General features: G+C 49.6%; 9 protein-coding genes and 1 pseudogene. 3 read left to right on the top strand and 7 right to left on the bottom strand.

The window, feature by feature from the left end; genetic code table 11:
- Positions 1 to 579: 579 nt before the first annotated feature.
- Positions 580 to 978 (bottom strand): hypothetical protein, encoded by a 399-nt coding sequence (locus tag QUB56_RS33990; RefSeq protein ID WP_332960757.1) that lies wholly within the window; start codon positions 976 to 978, stop codon positions 580 to 582.
- 128 nt (positions 979 to 1,106) lie between these two features.
- Positions 1,107 to 1,913 (bottom strand): 5'/3'-nucleotidase SurE, encoded by an 807-nt coding sequence (gene surE, locus QUB56_RS33985; protein ID WP_332960756.1) that lies wholly within the window; start codon positions 1,911 to 1,913, stop codon positions 1,107 to 1,109.
- A gap of 209 nt (positions 1,914 to 2,122) precedes the next feature.
- Between surE and pheS the strand changes: the two genes are divergently transcribed.
- A complete protein-coding gene (gene pheS / locus QUB56_RS33980) occupies positions 2,123 to 3,127 on the top strand; it encodes a phenylalanine--tRNA ligase subunit alpha (RefSeq protein WP_332960754.1) in 1,005 nt (334 codons plus the stop codon).
- A gap of 219 nt (positions 3,128 to 3,346) precedes the next feature.
- Here pheS and QUB56_RS33975 read toward each other — a convergent pair whose 3' ends face one another.
- Positions 3,347 to 3,796 carry a hypothetical protein gene (locus QUB56_RS33975; protein WP_332960753.1) on the bottom strand — a complete coding sequence of 150 codons (450 nt, stop codon included), beginning with the start codon at positions 3,794 to 3,796 and terminating at the stop codon, positions 3,347 to 3,349.
- An 876-nt stretch (positions 3,797 to 4,672) separates the two neighbouring features.
- Between QUB56_RS33975 and QUB56_RS33970 the strand changes: the two genes are divergently transcribed.
- Positions 4,673 to 5,005: a zinc ribbon domain-containing protein gene (locus QUB56_RS33970; RefSeq protein ID WP_332960752.1), complete on the top strand. Its 333-nt coding sequence runs from the start codon at positions 4,673 to 4,675 to the stop codon at positions 5,003 to 5,005.
- Between the two features lie 80 nt (positions 5,006 to 5,085).
- Here the strand turns inward: QUB56_RS33970 and QUB56_RS33965 are convergent, their stop codons facing one another.
- Positions 5,086 to 8,607 carry a response regulator gene (locus tag QUB56_RS33965; protein ID WP_332960751.1) on the bottom strand — a complete coding sequence of 1,174 codons (3,522 nt, stop codon included), beginning with the start codon at positions 8,605 to 8,607 and terminating at the stop codon, positions 5,086 to 5,088.
- 1,743 nt (positions 8,608 to 10,350) lie between these two features.
- On the opposite strand from QUB56_RS33965, the gene QUB56_RS33960 reads away from it, so the two are divergent.
- The gene (locus tag QUB56_RS33960) at positions 10,351 to 10,974 is read left to right on the top strand and encodes a GNAT family N-acetyltransferase (RefSeq protein WP_332960750.1); all 624 of its coding nucleotides are present in this window, start codon (positions 10,351 to 10,353) and stop codon (positions 10,972 to 10,974) included.
- A 359-nt stretch (positions 10,975 to 11,333) separates the two neighbouring features.
- Here the strand turns inward: QUB56_RS33960 and QUB56_RS33955 are convergent, their stop codons facing one another.
- The 3 genes and pseudogenes from QUB56_RS33955 to QUB56_RS33945 all read right to left on the bottom strand — a co-directional run.
- Positions 11,334 to 11,531, bottom strand: coding sequence for a zinc ribbon domain-containing protein (locus QUB56_RS33955; protein WP_332960758.1), 198 nt, complete (start codon positions 11,529 to 11,531; stop codon positions 11,334 to 11,336).
- Complete coding sequence (locus QUB56_RS33950) at positions 11,456 to 12,487, bottom strand: transposase (protein ID WP_332960749.1); 1,032 nt, start codon at positions 12,485 to 12,487, stop codon at positions 11,456 to 11,458. The genes QUB56_RS33955 and QUB56_RS33950 overlap by 76 nt, the downstream gene beginning before the upstream one ends.
- Before the next feature lie 524 nt (positions 12,488 to 13,011).
- Positions 13,012 to 17,601 (bottom strand): annotated as a pseudogene (locus QUB56_RS33945) (DUF4347 domain-containing protein); the annotation flags it as partial.

Here is a 17,601-nt window from a genome sequence, read left to right as displayed (position 1 = left end):
GATACAATCGAGAAAAATCGAAGAGAATTAAAGCCGTCCTAGAAGGACGGGGCTTCAGACCCAGTTCTTTGGTGAATTTGCTTTCGCCGGAGCTCGCGCTTACCAGTTAGGTGCGCTCAACAATTCACTATTACTCGTTTAACGAGTCTACGGCCATACCGACACAGGCTCAATCAGGAATTTCACCTTACTAAATTGTTGCGACACGCAGACAGTTATTCTTACTTGCTCCTGACTTATAGCAAAAGATTAATGAAGAATAAATTCCCTCTCGTCGTCTTTCCTCAAGCCGGTCCCAGGCACGCTCGCTTCCCGACTACCGTATTATTTTTGTGATATGTGTCAACTTAACCGGAAACACAGTTGTCAGACTTAAGTCCACCGGACTCGATCCTTGAGGCAGGGGCTAAAACCCCTGCCGGACTTTGGTTTTGACGTTTTTGGGGACACTATGAAGGGCACGGCGCCTCAGTCCTTACCTGCACCTCAAGATTGGTGCAATTGCTAAAATATTGTGATTTATACCTAAAGGAATAGATATTTGCACGGAGTATATGTCACAATTTCTGTTAACAAATGTTACGGGGAGACATCTGGGGAATTACCAGTTCCGCTCACCCACTCTAAAAATCCTTGAAATGAATTCTGTCGGGGTAGGGATTGTTCTGTAGCGGCGATCGCACATCCAAAAAATACCACACTGCCCAAAATTGCAATCAGCGGAAAATGCTTACCCAGCCCAAAGTCGCGCTGAATCCGAGCTAGCGGCCTGCTCTCGCGCCTGAGCATCTTTCCCACCGTCAGTTGTTTAAGACTAAAAGGATCGCGCACAAAATGGCCGCTCCAGCTAATTACTAAATGAGAATGGCAGTGGGGACAAGTGAATAGTCCGCTAACCATCCCGACGGGGCCTATGACGCTGGAACGGTTGCAGATAGGGCAAGTGAGAGAATGAGTGTTATAGGTGGGAGCGTTCATAACTGTTTTTCTTGAGTAAAAAAAAACCAACAACGAATAGGGAGCCTGTGTTAATGCCTAAGGTATAGACCTTTATGGGCACTTTTCCTTAATTCCTAGTTTACCGCTCGGATCGGGTCGATGGCAGCTCACTGCTTTGGAAAATCTTCAAATGCCCAATCCCGCAACGAGTGCAAGTCGGGAACACAAGTGAGATTGTATTGCAGGGGAGTAACGGTTATTCTGTTATCGCGAATAGCTTGTACGTCCGTAGGAATATCCTGCAACACCGCCGAATCGCGGATTTCTTCAACATCTTCTAACAATTCCCCAGCCAGCCAATAATAAGTTTTGCCGCGCGGATCGGTGCGCTTTTGAAATATGTCGAAATAGCGGCGAATGCCTTGACGGGCGATGGTAACTCCGGTAATTTCTGCTTGTGTGACTGCTGGTATGTTGACATTCAACAGCACCGGTTTGGGCATTGGCTGTTTTTCCAACTGTGACAGCAAGTTGACAGCGAAATCCACTGCCGGCCCAAATTCCTGCGAAGTATAGCTCGCGAGGCTGAAAGCAATGCTGGGAATGCCTTCCATAATTCCTTCCATTGCTGCCGAAACCGTGCCCGAACAGATGATGTCCGTACCTAAATTGGGCCCGTGGTTGATACCGGAAAGCACAAAATCGGGCGGTTTTTCAAGTAAAGCCCACAAAGCGAGCTTCACGCAGTCGGCGGGAGTACCAGAACAGGCCCAAGCTTGGACTGCGGGATCAAAAATAGATTCGACAATTTCGGCGCGGATGGGCTGGTGCAGGGTGAGGCCGTGGCCGGTAGCGGAGCGCTCTCTGTCGGGACAAACTACGCTCACGTGGTGACCGGCGGCGGCAAGAGCGTTGGCGAGGCTGCGGATGCCTTGTGCAAAGATGCCGTCGTCGTTGCTAATTAAAAGTTTCATCGAAATTTTTATAGGCCTGATAACAATACTAAACTAGATTCAACTAGGGCGAGAGCCCTAACATCCAATTACCTATTACGAATTATCCGTAACTACCGAAAATATAAAATCTAAAATCAGCAAAACTGTCGAGCCAAAATTGCGCTAAACTCAGCTTGGCTCAAAATTGCCATCAATCTAAAATCTAAAATCTAAAATCTAAAATCAAAATGACTGTGCAGCTAAGCGACATTGAAACTCAACTAGAAATTCTCGGTCAAGAGTCTAAAAGTGCGATCGCCACTGCCAATACCCTCGAACAACTCGAACAGTTGCGCGTCGGCTACCTCGGCAAAAAAGGCCAACTCTCTCAAATTTTAGGCATGATGGGCAAACTGTCGCCAGACCAGCGGCCCAAAGTAGGTGCGATCGCCAATACTGTCAAAGAAGCCCTGCAAGCCGACTTAGAAGACAAGCGGGCCGCCCTCCAAACCGCCCAAATCCAAGCCAAATTAGCCTCAGAAACCATCGATGTCACCATGCCGGGGATTTTTCGCCCCCAAGGTCGCGTTCACCCCTTAAACGCCGTCATAGACCGCGCTCTCGATATCTTTATCGGCCTCGGCTACACCGTCGCCAACGGCCCGGAAATGGAAACAGATTATTATAACTTCGAGGCGCTCAACACCCCGCCCGACCACCCAGCGCGGGACATGCAAGATACATTTTACTTGCCCGGAGGCGACTTGCTGCGGACTCAGACATCATCGGTGCAAATTCGCTACATGGAACAGCACAAACCGCCGATTCGGATTGTCTCTCCCGGCCGCGTTTACCGCCGCGATACTGTTGATGCTACTCACGCGGCAGTCTTCCACCAAATTGAACTTTTAGCAATTGATGAAGGTCTGACATTTACTGACTTGAAAGGCACGATTAAAGAGTTTTTGCGGCAAATGTTCGGGCAAGATTTGCCGATCCGTTTCCGCACCAGTTACTTTCCCTTTACGGAACCTTCTGCCGAAGTTGATTTGCAGTGGAACGGCAAATGGCTGGAAGTTTTGGGCTGCGGAACGGTCGATCCTAACGTTCTTAAAGGAGTCGGTTTAGATCCAGAAAAATATACTGGGTTTGCGGCCGGTTTTGGTGTCGAGCGGTTCGCAATGGTACTTTATGAAATCGACGACATTCGCCGGGTTTATGCTAGCGATTTGCGGTTTTTGCGACAATTTTAAAGCAGGGCTTAGGGTCGGTTACACGAGGCGTCTAGAGGTCTTAGTCAATGTACATCAATCTTTCAGTTTCAAGTAAGTAAGTACAAATAAACATCACTTGGGTAGAGGGCGGGTTCTGCAACGATAGACTCGCCCTTACTGTAGATAAGCGCTAAAGCCGCCCCTACAAGCCCCTGCCAGATATTATTGTTTTTTTGCGCTTACCTACTTATTTATGGTCTAGTTGCTAAAAACATCCTTGATGCTGTCAACAGCGCGCTCTACAGCATTCTTGGTATTATCTACTGCTTTCTGAGTACGAGCTGAATCTTCCGATGCTCTTTTCTCAATTGTGGCCGCATCTTTCTTAGCTTTGCGCTCTACAAAACTACCCTCATCCGATGCTCGATCGACTTTAGCAGCATTTGTCTTGGCAGTTTCCTTAACCTTCTCTTCTGTATCTCGGATGAAGTTCTTGGCTCGTCCAGCATCTTTGCTGGCTTTTTCTTGAACCACATCGCCCGCATCTGGGTCTGCTGCCATCGAGTTTACAGCAGGAGAAGCCATTGCTGCGGTGTTCGAGAAAAACGCACCCTGCCAAACGAAGGTCATCGCTGACAGGCAAAGCAGAGTTGCAGCCATCCAGCGCCCGACAGTCGAAAGCCGTTGCGTAAAAAAATTGAGTTTCATACAATACACAATGAGATATGACATTCTATTTCTACTCGATCGGAGCGATCGGCTGAACCATTCTCTAGATAGAGGTTATCCCGCGAGGAGCTGTGAAAAAAATTCCCTCTTTTGATAGATAGAAGCAAGGAATATCAGTTTATTTGAGATTTGAGATTTGACTCCACTTTGAGATTGGAAAAAGCTTTCGTCAGTATGTGGGAGCTCTCGTCACGGGTTTCCTTGGTTCAAAAAGCAGGGAACTTTGAGGTTTTGAGTTTCCCAAAGTTGGGTACAACTTTGCATCAAGCCAACCGATTTAAATTGCCTGCAATTGGCTGCATAAAATTTTGGCAGGCTCGCCCCATTCCCCAGGGCGCAATCGTCAAATAAGCTTGCGTAGTTAGAGGGTGTACTGGCTAGTACATAATGTTGACATTGCAATGGGATGTCTCACGTCCCGATATCATTCCTCACGGAAATCCCGTAGTAATTGACATAGGGTTGACTAATTTTGTTTAATTTATAACGGACTTTTAATTAAAATAACGAGATTTTTTGTGTTCCCCAGAACGCAAGCTTAAATTGCTGCAAAAGCGCGTTACTCGAAAACGAATCGGGTCAAATAATTGGAAAATGGCTGCGGAAAAAGTCGCATTACTGCATGATATCAATTCCGGTAACACCGTTCGGGATGATCCGTTGGGAGTAGGGAGTCGTCCGTTGGGGAATGTGGAATTATTGACCTTGACTTTATGATTTCCATGCAACTGGAAATCATAGGAATACGTTGCAAACAGCCGAAAAGATTGGCATCGCCAGTTATCACATCAAATCTGCGACGGGGCGGGTATGGTGTTTGTCGAAGACCTTAATCTAGTTGGACTGTAAAGGGCGATGTTAGGCAAGCACTGCATAGATGCTGGGTTTGGACAATTCTTTAATATATTGGAGCCAACTTGCTTTAAACGCGGTGTATTTTTCCAAAAAGTAGACGCCAAAAAGACGAGCCCAATCTGTCCTAATTGTCTTAATGAAACAAGCAAAAAAGAGTTATCAGAACGAGTTCTCTCGTGTCACCATTGCGGCTATACAACCGACAGAGATGGCGCAGCCGCACAAGTAGTTCTCAAGCGAGAGCTGGCAGCCGTAGGGCATAGGGTCAAGATGCACCGCACTGCAAGTAAATTGAGGGGAATCCCTGCGAAGCAAGAATCCCCACATTTTTAGGCGCGGGAGTGTCAAGAATAGGTAATTGTCGAGATTGTGTGGGGGATGTCAATATATAATACTTAACAAACAACTAATGATTAATCACAATTCAGGAGAAAAGTCAATACCGTTTCATCAATTCCCTTTAGTGTCAGTGGCTTATATTTAACAATTCGATTTTCCTCCACATAATCTGCAACCGCCGCCGAAATTAGCACAGTGTTTGGTTCAGTCGCCTCTTGCAACCGGGCGGCAATATTCACGCTCGGCCCGATCGCAGTATAATCCGATCGGTCGGGGCCGCCAAACATCCCCACCACTGCAGTACCCTGGTGAATTCCGCAGCGAAACCGCAGCGGAGGCACCCCATTTTCCCCAACAATTCCCTGCTGCAACCAGCGCTTGTTAAGCTCCTCGAGAGATAGCAGCATTTGCCTTGCTGCAGCTATAGCGCGGCGTACTTGCTCGTTAGGGGTTAGTTCCTCCGGCGCGCCAAACAAAGCCATTACCGCATCTCCGACAAACTTGTCCACCGTACCGCCGCTGTCAAAAACAGCCTTAGTCATTGCCGCCAAATATTCATTCAACAGCTCAGCTATCCGGCGTGAGCGCAGGGTATTTGACATTTGAGTAAAACCGACAATATCGCTAAACAAAATAGTAATCAATCGCGGTTCCGGGCGCAAATCCAAGGCTAAATCTCCAGCCGCTGCGGCCTTCACCATCGACGGCGGCAAAAATCGGCGCAGCACCGACTCAGTTAAATAACTGTTCAACTCCTGCACTCGGCGCTCGTTTTGTTTGAGGGCGAGCAAATTCCGCACTTCCGCCAACAATTCTCGATCGTTAAAAGGTTTGGACAAATAAGCATCAGCACCCCGTTCTACTCCTTCAATTCGAGTATCTTCGTCGGCTTTAGCTGTCAGCAAAATTACCGGAGTTCCCTGCAATTCCTCATCCTCTCGAATCATCCGAATCAAATCCAAACCCGAGATCAAAGGCATCATCAAATCCGTTACAATTAAATTAGGGCGGTGTTTTTTAGCCACGGCAAATCCTTCTTCTCCGTTGCGGGCCACCAAAACTGCAAAACCGGAATCTCGCAAAATTGCCGACACATAAAAGCGCAAATCTGGATTGTCGTCAACCACCAAAACCGTTCCCACTACTTTTTCTGAGCTGACGGGTTCCAGGGCCTCAAAGTTATGATTTTCTGCATCATTTTCCGACAAATCCGCCTCCACATCTGCCAGTTCCACCGCAGCTTTGGATGAGTGAAACTCCGCAGGTATTTCTAGTACCTGGTGCGGGGGCAAGTGAGTCGAACCGAAGTGCAGCCAAACGCTAAAAGTAGAACCTTCGCCGTAAACAGACTCAACGGAAATTTTACCGCCGTGGAGTTCGACTAATTCTTTGACAAGTGCCAAACCTAAACCGCTGCCTTCGTAGGAACGGCTGGCAGAACCTTCGGCTTGGCGAAAGCGCTCGAATAAATAGGGAATTTGTTCGGTGCGAATGCCGATACCGGTGTCTTTTACTTGCAACAAGCAGTGAGCGCCTGCCGATTCAACTTTCAGGGTGATCTTTCCGCCTTCAGGGGTGAATTTGACAGCATTGGATAGCAGGTTATAAATAACTTTATCAAATCTTTCCAGATCCAAATAAAGTAAAGGACATTCTTGCAATTGGGTAATTAAGTGCAGTCCTTTTTTCTCGCAGTAGGCGCGGAAAGACTCTGCGGTAGAGTAACAGAAACCGACCAAATCGCAGGGGCGGAAACTCGGCTGCATCCGTCCGGCATCGAGCCGCTGCAAGTCCAGCAGTTGATTTACCAAGCGCAGGAGGCGGCGGGAATTGCGCAAAGCGATTACGGCTTGTTGGTAGGGCAAGTCTTCTTTGCGCCTGCAAGCTGATTCCAGAGGACCGATAGTTAGAGTTAGAGGCGTGCGGAACTCGTGGGAGATATTTTGGAAAAATTCGGTTTTGAGCCGATCGGCTTCCAGAAGCCGTTCTGCCTGCTGTCTGGTAGTCTGGTAGAGGCGCGACTGCTGCACGGCCAGAGCAGCTTGAGTTGCGACTATTTGAGCCAGGTCAATATCTGAGATGTTCCAGTGGCGGATGCTGTGATTGTGGCGCAGGGAAATGCTGCCGATGATTTTGCCATCTGAGAGCAAGGGAACGACTAACAGGGCGCGGGCGGGCGCTCGAACTTGCAGTTCTGTAACACTTAACTCGGGGTGTTCGTTGAGGTCTTCGATCGCCACCGGTTCTTTCGATTCTATAAGTTGCAGCAACACCGGATTGCCCCGAATCGGCACCAAAGACTGCGGCAGGGAAGGATGAGCAAAAACCCAGTCGCCAGCGTTACCATCGGCATTGGCAGAAGCCGTCGAGGGGCCAAGAGGGTTCGCAACTACCTCTGGATTGTTAAAACCCTGTTCTACAGCCACAGTATCCCTAGTTGTGTCGTATAGCCCCACACATTGGACGTATTCATCATCTTCTGTCCACAGAGATAGGGCGCAGCCGTCAACTTGCAAAGCTTGGGCGAGCTGTTGAGTAATGGCTGCAAAAATATTTTGAGGATCTAGACTCGATCGAATTGCCGTAGTAATAGTATTGACTAAGGCCTCGCGCTTGGCGAGCGCCCGCACCTGTTCGTAAGCCCGGGCTTGAGAAAGCGCCAAAGCGGCTTGGTCAGCCACCGTAATTACTAACTGTACCTCGTGGTCTTGCCACTGGCGCGGTCGATCGAACTGGTGCAGCGCCAAGACTGCCATCAGTTCGATTTTGTAAAATAGCGGTACGATCAAGCTCGATCGAATATTCGCAGCTTTGTAAGCCTGCTGTCGCTGTTGATTATCCCAGTTTAAAACTCGATCGTCAGTTTGGGCATCTTGAATCACCTCGACATCCACAGTTTCCCAAACCAAATCCGGCAGCAAATCCGGGGAGAGTTCGGCAGCATTCCCATCGACAGGCGTGACTTCCTCATCGCCCCCCAACCCTTTAGTTCCTGCCTTCTGGTAAACGAACCACTCATCGGTCACCCGACCGTCTTGGAACGGCCGCAGCAGACAGCAACTCACCTCAAACATCTGCCCGACGCTTTCCACAATTCTTTGCAGCATTTGCTGGTAATTGGGAGCCGAGCGGATAGTATTGGTAACGGCATAAAGCAGCGATTCTTGGCTCAAAGCCCTGCGCAGTTCATTGGTGCGCGTTTTCAGAAGATTGTGAGTCTCAACAGCTTGACTGACAAGATTCATTAGCTCTTGAGCATCCCAAGGCTTGGTAACGTATTTGAATACTTTGCCAGCGTTAATAGCTTCAACTAAATCTTCAACATCCGTATAGCCAGTTAAAATAATTCGGATCACGTCGGGGTATTTAGCCGCCGTCAGGCTGAGAAACTCCGTACCGCTCATTTTTGGCATTCGCTGGTCGGAGATAATCACCGCAACTTCTCCCTGTTTCGCCAAAATTTCGAGGGCAGCGGGACCTGATTCGGCTCTGAGCACTTTGTAGTCTCGATGGAAGGTGCGGTAAAGCAAGTCGAGGTTATCCGGTTCGTCATCGACGATCAGAATTTTTAGCTTAGGATTTTGTTGGGAATTCATGCACCGTTCTCCTGTGCCCCGGGGCTGTTCGATTTAAAAAGTCTGATCAAAGGAAGAATTCGCCGATTTCAATTGTTGAAGTCCTACCATTTTCGCTTTGAGATTTAAAGGTGAGGAATGACTTATGAAATAAGGCTTGGGAGTTTACCTACCGTGCCATTTTTTTGGGAAAATGGTATCACAATAATTCGTGGATATGAAGTTGTTGTGAGTGTGCCGAGGCAAGCACAAACCTGGATTTTTGATTTCTGGGTTTTCAATTCGGAATTCTTCTAAGCCACAGTTATCTGTCGTGCACCCCAATTTTATGATTGAATGATATTCAAATAAGCTCGTCTCCCGAGAATTTTCCTTGACCCCTTATTTTTATGCAGCAGCAGACCAAACACGAATCTCGCACTTTTAACTGCCGTCTAGATATTTCAGAATACATAGGAATAACCCTCCTGATTGTGAGTTGATTTACCAAATTTATGTTTTATTCTGGCTCCTGGGCCTGTTTTATTTGGTATGTGAAAGCTGCCCGCAGCACGATACAATAGAAAACCCACATATTTGCCTGTGTTTTTCCCCACAGCTAACAGCAACTTTAACAGTCAGCCTGCAGATACGGGTCGCAATCCGGCGCCTTGCCCCTGAGTGATATTCGGGGGTGGCCCACAGACAACAGAGGCGTCTGTGGGAGTGACGCAATTGCTGTACCATTTTAGTTAGACTGGCACTTTTTTCCCCATCCCGACATTTTTCTGCCTCCAGCAGACCTTCGACAAGCCAATGACTGCGACGAAACACCGCAAACGAGAGCATCCATCTGTTAATCTTAGCTAGGGATGTACTTTGTGGAAACCGGTCAGTCAATTTAGATTTTAGATTTTAGATTTTAGATTTACTCCACAGATGAATCTGGGAGCTTGAACTAAGGTCTAAAATTTTCATCTTTCCACGACGAGTGTCGGGGGGTTGTATCGGTTTTTGGCCGGGGTCAATCAGCTCGATCGAGGTTTTGAAGGTCTCTCGCGCGCTGCAGAGTATTGCAACCAGAGTATCGCAGCACAATATCGAGCCGACGGGGGAAAACCCCCGCAGACTGTTTCCAGGCATCCAAATTTAAATGGGACGGTTGGGAGAGTACCCCCTGGCACCACAGGCGCCGGCCGGTTCGATGGGGGACGGGCGATGGATTGCCCACAACTGCTGAAAGCTGGGTTGCCAGGCTAAAAGGCCGGCGGTGAAAATCCGAGCCGCGAACGCGCCCGGTGTTAGTCTGGCCAGTCGTTGAGTTTTTGAATTACCGCTTGAGGGATAAATTATATTCGATCGGGTATTTCTGCAAGCAGAGAGCGGTAGGATTCCGGGAACCTGACCTTAAAACCGTTTTGATTGTTTGTAATACCTTTCCCGCTCAGCTATTTGGCATTTAATTTGTCAGCTACTGTTTACTTAAACTCTTGTGGCGCGGGTCCGAAAGCCCGCGAGCGAGCTTGAATTTAAATGCCAAATAGCTGAGCCAAAAATCTAGAATTAGGGGATGGCTTTTATTTAGTCCTAACTCGAGTATTAAATACTAAAAACTTCTAACTTACATCATAATACTACTTAATGTCAAGCAAAAAAAATGTAATTTAATCTTCCTAATAAACTATGTCTATAAGTTAGGTTATAAGATCAGTATAACATCAGTGAATTTTCTAAGAGGGCAGCTTAGAAACCCGCGTAGAAAAATTAACATAGTGGCCTGGCATTGTGAATCCTTCCTTTTTTTCCTCACCATCTCACGAACAACAGACTCCCGGACTTTCTGGTTTTTCGATCCGGGTGGCTGCGCCGAACGACTTGACGCAGCTAGCTGATATTTTGGCCATGAGCTTTCACTCCGGCGAGGGGTTTGTAGAATGGGTGTATCCGGTGTTGCGTTTGGGCATTTACGAAGATTTAAAAAATCGACTGCGTTCTAAGGCAGAACATTACATTTGTCTGGTTGCTGAGCTAGTCTCGCGCGAGGAGGGAACGCAGAATTATAGAGCGCACCGAACTCAGTGCATAACAGGAACAATAGAAATTGCTCTGCGTTCTCGCTTCCCTTGGCAAATTCCGAGTTCTGACTATCCTTATTTGTCGAATTTAGCGGTTCACCCGGAGTACCGGCGGCAGGGAGTTGCTCAACAATTGCTCAGCAACTGCGAGGAAACAGCCCGAGAATGGGGATTTTCTGAGATTTACCTCCACGTTCTGGAAAATAATCACGCGGCGCGACAGTTGTACTATCAGGCCGGCTATCGCTTGCAACAGGTGGATTGGAATTGGACTGGTTGGCTGTTGGGCCAGCCGCGCAGGCTGTTTTTACGCAAGCAGATTTCGCTCTCCTAAGCTAAGTATTTGAATTGATCGTGGGGAATTGGGAGGAAGCAGGAAAAAGGAAAAAACAGCTATCCGTGTATCTGTGATATCAATTCCGGTTACACCGCAAAGATAGTCCGTGGTTCGTGGGGGAATGTGGCATTATTGACCTTGACTTTATCATTCCCATCCAACCGGAAACGATATGACTTCCGGATCGTGAATCAATGGAATTGGTAATAGGGAATTGCGACGTAGAAGGAAGAAGTATTTAGTTATCTAGGAGATTAGGAAAAAAACAGCTATCCGGGTATCCTTGACTTCCGGATCGTGAATCAATGGAATGGGGAATTAGTGGTAAGCTTACTCCGCCCTAGAAGGGCGAAGCTTTAGCCACAGAACTGAGATATCGGAAACAAAGGCATTTGCCCCTGCAATTGACAACTCAGTCCTGGACTTTCGGGACTGCTTACAAACGAAGCCCCCAAAGCAGCAATATTCAAAGCAGCATTTAAATCAGCATCATGTTCAAACCCACAATGTCCACACTTAAAAACCTTACCATTCCGATAGGATTTACCCTTGATTGGGTGAATATGTCCGCATCGGAAGTTTGACTTGTGTAGGCGGGTGGAACAAATACAAGTAATACACCAGCAATATTCGCCTTGTACCCCACAAACAACCGCAATTGGTAAAACGCCCAATTGTTAATCCTACGGCGTTCTGTTTTGCTTCTAGGTTTCTCGTTGAGATTATCTCTAATCCCCGTCAAATCCTCAAAAGCCAACGCTGCACCCAGTTGTTTTGCACTACTGATAAGTTGCCTAGAAATATTGTGATTCAACCACTTCTGAAAACGATGTTCTTTGCCAAAAAGCCTTCTCATCAGGCGACGAGCCGAACGAGTGCGTTTGCTTTGAATATTCGCTCTGACCTTACTGTAACGGTCACGAACCGATTGAATCTGCTTGCCACTCCAAGTTTCACCTGTGGAAGTGGTAGCTATATCTCGCCTGCCCAAATCCACCCCAATTACTTTTGGGGTTTTACCAATGGATTCAGTAGGCAGCTCAACACAGATATTGATGTAGTAGTCGCCCCTTCTAGTTTTGTTGAGTGTAGCCGCAGTTGGAGATTGCCCTTTCAGCAATGCCAATTGATAGTTACCAATACTCAACTTGAACTTAACTCGACCACACATCAAGGTAACGCCAACAGTTTGCAACTCTTCAATGTATTGAAAAGTCCGCACATCCAAGCTAATCGATGTTGGTTTGAACCGATGGATCTGCTTAACTGATTTGGCGTTACCAATCACGCGACGAATTGCTTGACACACATGGTTTGCCTTCAAACCCGTAGCCTCGCGCACAGGCTTATAAACCTTGTGGTGAAGCTTGGTTGTATTCCAACAATCCTCGCTTCTTGCTACCTCCAATATCTGATTACAAGCATCGGCAAATCCCTGCAAAGTGCGGTCAATTTCACACCGTAACTCTACAGTAACTGGAAGCTTACATTTAACAGATATTGTCTGCATTAGATTGAGTTAATTACTCATCCCATTATATCATGTAAAGCCGTCGTAGAACGGCGGGGTTTCAGACCCAGAGGACTTGATGAGTTTGAGTTTCCTATTAAGTTCGATCGCACAACCCCAATAAAATTGGTTTCTAGTAAAAACGTGAGCTACCAACCATTGTGTATCTTGGGACACCTGAAAACCGCGATCCAAAGTTAGACCAAATCCGTCTTGAATACGCTCTTATTCTTGAGTCTCAAGCGAGCAAGACAAAAGGCAAGTATAAGAGCGGTTTCAAGGAGCGAGTGCTATAAAGTTTCTCACCCGGATTGAGTATTGTGAGGAACACCACAGAAGTTCCGATCGGCAGTGGGGTTTTGTTTGGAGAATAGGGGACTTTCGTCGCCAATTATAACCCTCAGAGCGTAAGATCCTATCCGCTCAATAATTCGGGGTGGACTACCCGCTAAGGAAGGATTTTGCGTCATTTGACGTGCATCCTTGAGCGATTTACCCCGGATTATTGAGCGGATACCTAAGATCTATGATAGGAAATCCGAAGAGCCGATCGCCCCGTTAACTCCAACCAGATTCGCTAAAATCCGATCGGTTCCTGCTAGTCCCAGCAACGTACCGCTCGGAGTGGCACTAAATTGCAACTGCTGGAAACTCAGCCCGTTGCTCAAAACAAACTTATCGACACCTACCTCGAAGTTAATGACAGTATCAGTGCCGCCATCAGCACTCAACCCAAATCGATCGCTCCCAATACCTCCAATTAAAGTATCATCGCCCAAATTGCCAAACAGCCAGTCATCTCCAGCGCCCCCATTGAGAAGGTCGTTATCTTTACCGCCAATCAGAGTATCGCTGCCAGCCTCTGCGTTGATAGTATCTTGCCCTTCGTTGCCGTAGAGCAAGTCATCGCCTGCACCGCCGTTGATGCAGTCTTGCTGGCCGTTTGCGCCCACCGAGACACCCCGGTTATCAGCACGATCGCCATAGATGGTATCGTTGTCCTCGCCACCGCAGAGTTCATCGCTGCCGTCACCGCCGTAAATCAAGTCGTCGCCCCCATCTCCGTTTATGAGGTCGTTAGCTTTGCCGCCGTAAATCAAGTCGTTGTCTTGACCGCCACTGATGGTATCTTCAGCTTCATCGCCCAACAGCACATCAGCACCGCTGCCGCCAAAGAGCAAGTCCCGGCCGCCAATATCATTAACTCGACTTCGAGCGGCGCCGTACATGGTGTCGTCGCCACTGTCGCCGACAAGCGTATCAGAGCCGAGTTCGCCCCAAATCAAATCCCGATCTTTGCCACCCCAAACACAATCATTGCCTTTACCTGCTTGCACCGTATCATTACCCTGCCCGCCGCCGATGATGTCGTTGTCGCTGCCGCCAAAGATTAAGTCTTGTTCGCCGATATCCCCGATTGACTCGGAACTGCCACTGTCGCCGAGCAGAGTATCGGCTCCTTCGCCACCGTAGAGGGTATCAGAGCCTAATTGACCGTAGATCAGGTCATTGCCTTTACCGGAGTAAGCGCGATCGTTATCTTTGCCTGCAACGAGCGTATCGTTGCCTTGTTGGCCGTAGAGGAAGTCGTTGCCGAAACCTCCATACAGCAAGTCGCGTCCCTCGGAGTCGCTGGCCCTTTTGTCGCCGATGCCGCCAAACAAGGTATCGGAGCCGATGCCACCAAACAACGTATCGGAGCCGAGTTCGCCCCACATTAAGTCATTTTCTTTACCTCCAAGGGCAATATCGTCAGCTTTGCCGGTATGGATGGTATCCTCGCCCTCGTTGCCGTTAATGAGGTCTGCACCGTTGCCTCCGAAGATCAAATCGCCATTGTTTTGAGCACTGCTGGAGTTATCGCCGCCGTTGTCTCCCAAAATCGTATCGGCACCTTGATCTCCAAACAGGGAGTCAGAGCCTAAGTCGCCGGCAATCCAGTCGTTTTGTTTGCCGGAGAATACGATATCGTTGCCCTCGTCTCCGTAAACAATATCGGTGTCCCTGCCCCCAAAAATCGTGTCATTGTCTTCGTTTCCGTAAATTTCGTCCGCGCCGTCTTCACCTAAAAGCAGGTCGTTGCCTTCAAAACCGACGATTTTTTGGTTGCCTTTGGTGTCTGCTATCGAGTCATCGCCGTCAGTTCCATTGGTGGTTTGTCCCTCTGAAAATTGTGAAATCGGGCGGACAAATCCAACTGCGGGCGGTTGCTGCGGGGGTGCAAAGGTAATTCCCGGTTTTTCAATAATTGGCTGACACCCACAGTCGGTATCTGGTTCGGCGATCGGATTTGAGACGATCGGCGTTGGTGTAGGCGTTGGTGTCGGAGTCAGCGCAACCTGCTGGGCAAGAGCCGTCACAGTAGCGGGAACGGGACTGGTGGCGCCGTCGTTGTCTGTAGCGCTGTAGGTGAAATTGGTTCCTGTAAAGTTGTCCGTCGTGAATAAAAATAGTTGCTGCAACTGTGCCGGAGTCAGGACTTGACCGGGTATCACCGCCACGCCACCGTTGTCGGGATCTCCTAAATACAGGACTGCTTGGTCTGCTGGGGGCAGGGTCTCGATAGTGTAAGAGGCGATCGTCCCGTCGGGGTCGCTGCCTCCCAATCCCGTGACTAACCTGCTGCTGTTGGGCGTCTGTCTGGAGTTAGCATTGTTGGCAACCGGCGGTAGGTTGTCCGTGGGAAGTATGAGCCCCACAGTAGCGGTAGCGGGACTGGTGGCGCCGCTGTTGTCTGTAGCGCTGTAGGTGAAATTGGTTCCTGTAAAGTTGCCCGTCGTCAATACAAATAGTTGCTGCAACTGTTCCGGAGTCAGGACTTGACCGGGTGTCACCGGAACGCCACCGTTGTCGGGATCTCCTAAATACAGGACTGCTTGGTCTGCTGGGGGCAGGGTGTCGATGGTATAAGAGGCGATAGACCCATCGGGGTCGCTGCCTCCCAATCCCGTGACTAACCTGCTGCTGTTGGGCCCCAGGCTGGAGTTAGCATTGTTGGCAATTGGCGGTTCGTTGAAAGTTGGAGTTGGTTCTGGTGTGGGAGTTGGAGTTGGTCCTGGTGTGGGAGTTGGAGTTGGTCCTGGTGTGGGAGTTGGAGTTGGTCCTGGTGTGGGAGTGGGCGAAACCTGCTGGGAAACAGCCGCCACAGTAGCGGGAGCGGGACTGGTGGCGCCGCCGTTGTCTGTAGAGCTGTAGGTGAAATTGGTTCCTGTAAAGTTGCCCGTCGTGAATAAAAATAGTTGCTGCAACTGTGCCGGAGTCAGGACTTGACCGGGTGTCACCGCCACGCCACCGTTGCTGGGATCTCCTAAATACAGGACTGCTTGGTCTGGTGGGGGCAGGGTGTTGATGGTGTAAGAGGCGATCGTCCCGTCGGGGTCGCTTCCTCCCAATCCCGTGAGTAACCTGCTGCTGTTGGGCCCCTGGCTCGAGTTAGCATTGTTGGCAACCGGCGGTAGGTTGTCCGTGGGAAGTATGAGCCCCACAGTAGCGTTAGCGGGACTGGTGGCGCCGCTGTTGTCTGTAGCGCTGTAGGTGAAATTGGTTCCTGTAAAGCTGCCCGTCGTCAATACAAATAGTTGCTGCAACTGTTCCGGAGTCAGGACTTGACCGGGTGTCACCGCCACGCCACCGTTGCTGGGATCTCCTAAATACAGGACTGCTTGGTTTGCTGGGGGCAGGGTGTCGATGGTATAAGAGGCGATCGTCCCGTCGGTGTCGCTGCCTCCCAATCCCGTGAGTAACCTGCTGCTGTTGGGCCCCTGGCTCGAGTTAGCATTGTTGGCAACGGGCGGTAGGTTGCCCGTTGGAGTTGGTCCTGGTGTGGGAGTTGGCGAAACCTGCTGGGAAACAGCCGCCACAGTAGCGGGAGCGGGACTGGTGGCGCCGCCGTTGTCTGTAGAGCTGTAGGTGAAATTGGTTCCTGTAAAGTTGCCCGTCGTGAATAAAAATAGTTGCTGCAACTGTGCCGGAGTCAGGACTTGACCGGGTGTCACCGCCACGCCACCGTTGCTGGGATCTCCTAAATACAGGACTGCTTGGTCTGGTGGGGGCAGGGTGTTGATGGTGTAAGAGGCGATCGTCCCGTCGGGGTCGCTTCCTCCCAATCCCGTGAGTAACCTGCTGCTGTTGGGCCCCTGGCTCGAGTTAGCATTGTTGGCAACCGGCGGTAGGTTGTCCGTGGGAAGTATGAGCCCCACAGTAGCGTTAGCGGGACTGGTGGCGCCGCTGTTGTCTGTAGCGCTGTAGGTGAAATTGGTTCCTGTAAAGCTGCCCGTCGTCAATACAAATAGTTGCTGCAACTGTTCCGGAGTCAGGACTTGGCCGGGTGTCACCGCCACGCCACCGTTGCTGGGATCTCCTAAATACAGGACTGCTTGGTCTGCTGGGGGCAGGGTGTCGATAGTGTAAGAGGCGATCGTCCCGTCGGTGTCGCTGCCTCCCAATCCCGTGAGTAACCTGCTGCTGTTGGGCCCCTGGCTGGAGTTAGCATTGTTAGCAACTGGCGGTAGGTTGGGAGTTGGAGTTGGTGCTGGAGTTGGAGTTGGAGTTGGAGTTGGAGTTGGAGTTGGAGTTGGAGTTGGAGTTGGAGTTGGTGTCGGTGTCAGAGTTGTGGTGACTGTAGCAGTATTGTTGCCCGGAGTCGGGTCTGAGGTGCTGGAACTACTGCTGGCGGTGTTGCTGACGCTGCCAGAGTTGGGTGCGACAAAGCTGACGGTGTTGGTTACCGCAGCAGCAGAACCGCTGGCCAAGCTGGGGAGGGATGGGAAGGTGACAATGCCAGTTGTTGCATTGTACGTGCCGCCGTTGGAGACGACTACCGATGTTAAGCCCGGAACGATGCTGTCACTAATTGTGACCTGCGTCGCTGTGCTTGGCCCGATGTTTTGCGTCGAAATTGTGTAAGTAACTGTTGAGCCCGAGGTCGCCGTCGCTGGTCCGGTTTTGGTGGTAACGACATCTGCCTGGGGGGTGAGAGTTGTGGTGATTGTAGAAGTATTGTTGCCCGGAGTCGGGTCTGGGGTGTTGGAACTACTGCTGGCGGTGTTGCTGACGCTGCCTGAGTTGGGTGCGACAAAGCTGACGGTGTTGGCTACCGCAGCAGCAGCACCGCT

The sequence above is a fragment of the Microcoleus sp. AR_TQ3_B6 genome (genome assembly GCF_036702785.1).
In the GTDB taxonomy this organism is placed as follows: domain Bacteria; phylum Cyanobacteriota; class Cyanobacteriia; order Cyanobacteriales; family Microcoleaceae; genus Microcoleus.
Note: the sequence above shows the minus strand (reverse complement) of the source record. Positions and strands in the feature narration are given on the sequence as shown.

Coding starts and splice junctions, on each gene's coding strand:
- QUB56_RS33975 (WP_332960753.1), bottom strand. CDS start 3,796: ATGAAACTCAATTTTTTTACGCAACGGCTTTCGACTGTCGGGCGCTGG.
- QUB56_RS33990 (WP_332960757.1), bottom strand. CDS start 978: ATGAACGCTCCCACCTATAACACTCATTCTCTCACTTGCCCTATCTGC.
- pheS (WP_332960754.1), top strand. CDS start 2,123: ATGACTGTGCAGCTAAGCGACATTGAAACTCAACTAGAAATTCTCGGT.
- surE (WP_332960756.1), bottom strand. CDS start 1,913: ATGAAACTTTTAATTAGCAACGACGACGGCATCTTTGCACAAGGCATC.
- QUB56_RS33970 (WP_332960752.1), top strand. CDS start 4,673: ATGTTAGGCAAGCACTGCATAGATGCTGGGTTTGGACAATTCTTTAAT.
- QUB56_RS33950 (WP_332960749.1), bottom strand. CDS start 12,487: ATGCAGACAATATCTGTTAAATGTAAGCTTCCAGTTACTGTAGAGTTA.
- QUB56_RS33965 (WP_332960751.1), bottom strand. CDS start 8,607: ATGAATTCCCAACAAAATCCTAAGCTAAAAATTCTGATCGTCGATGAC.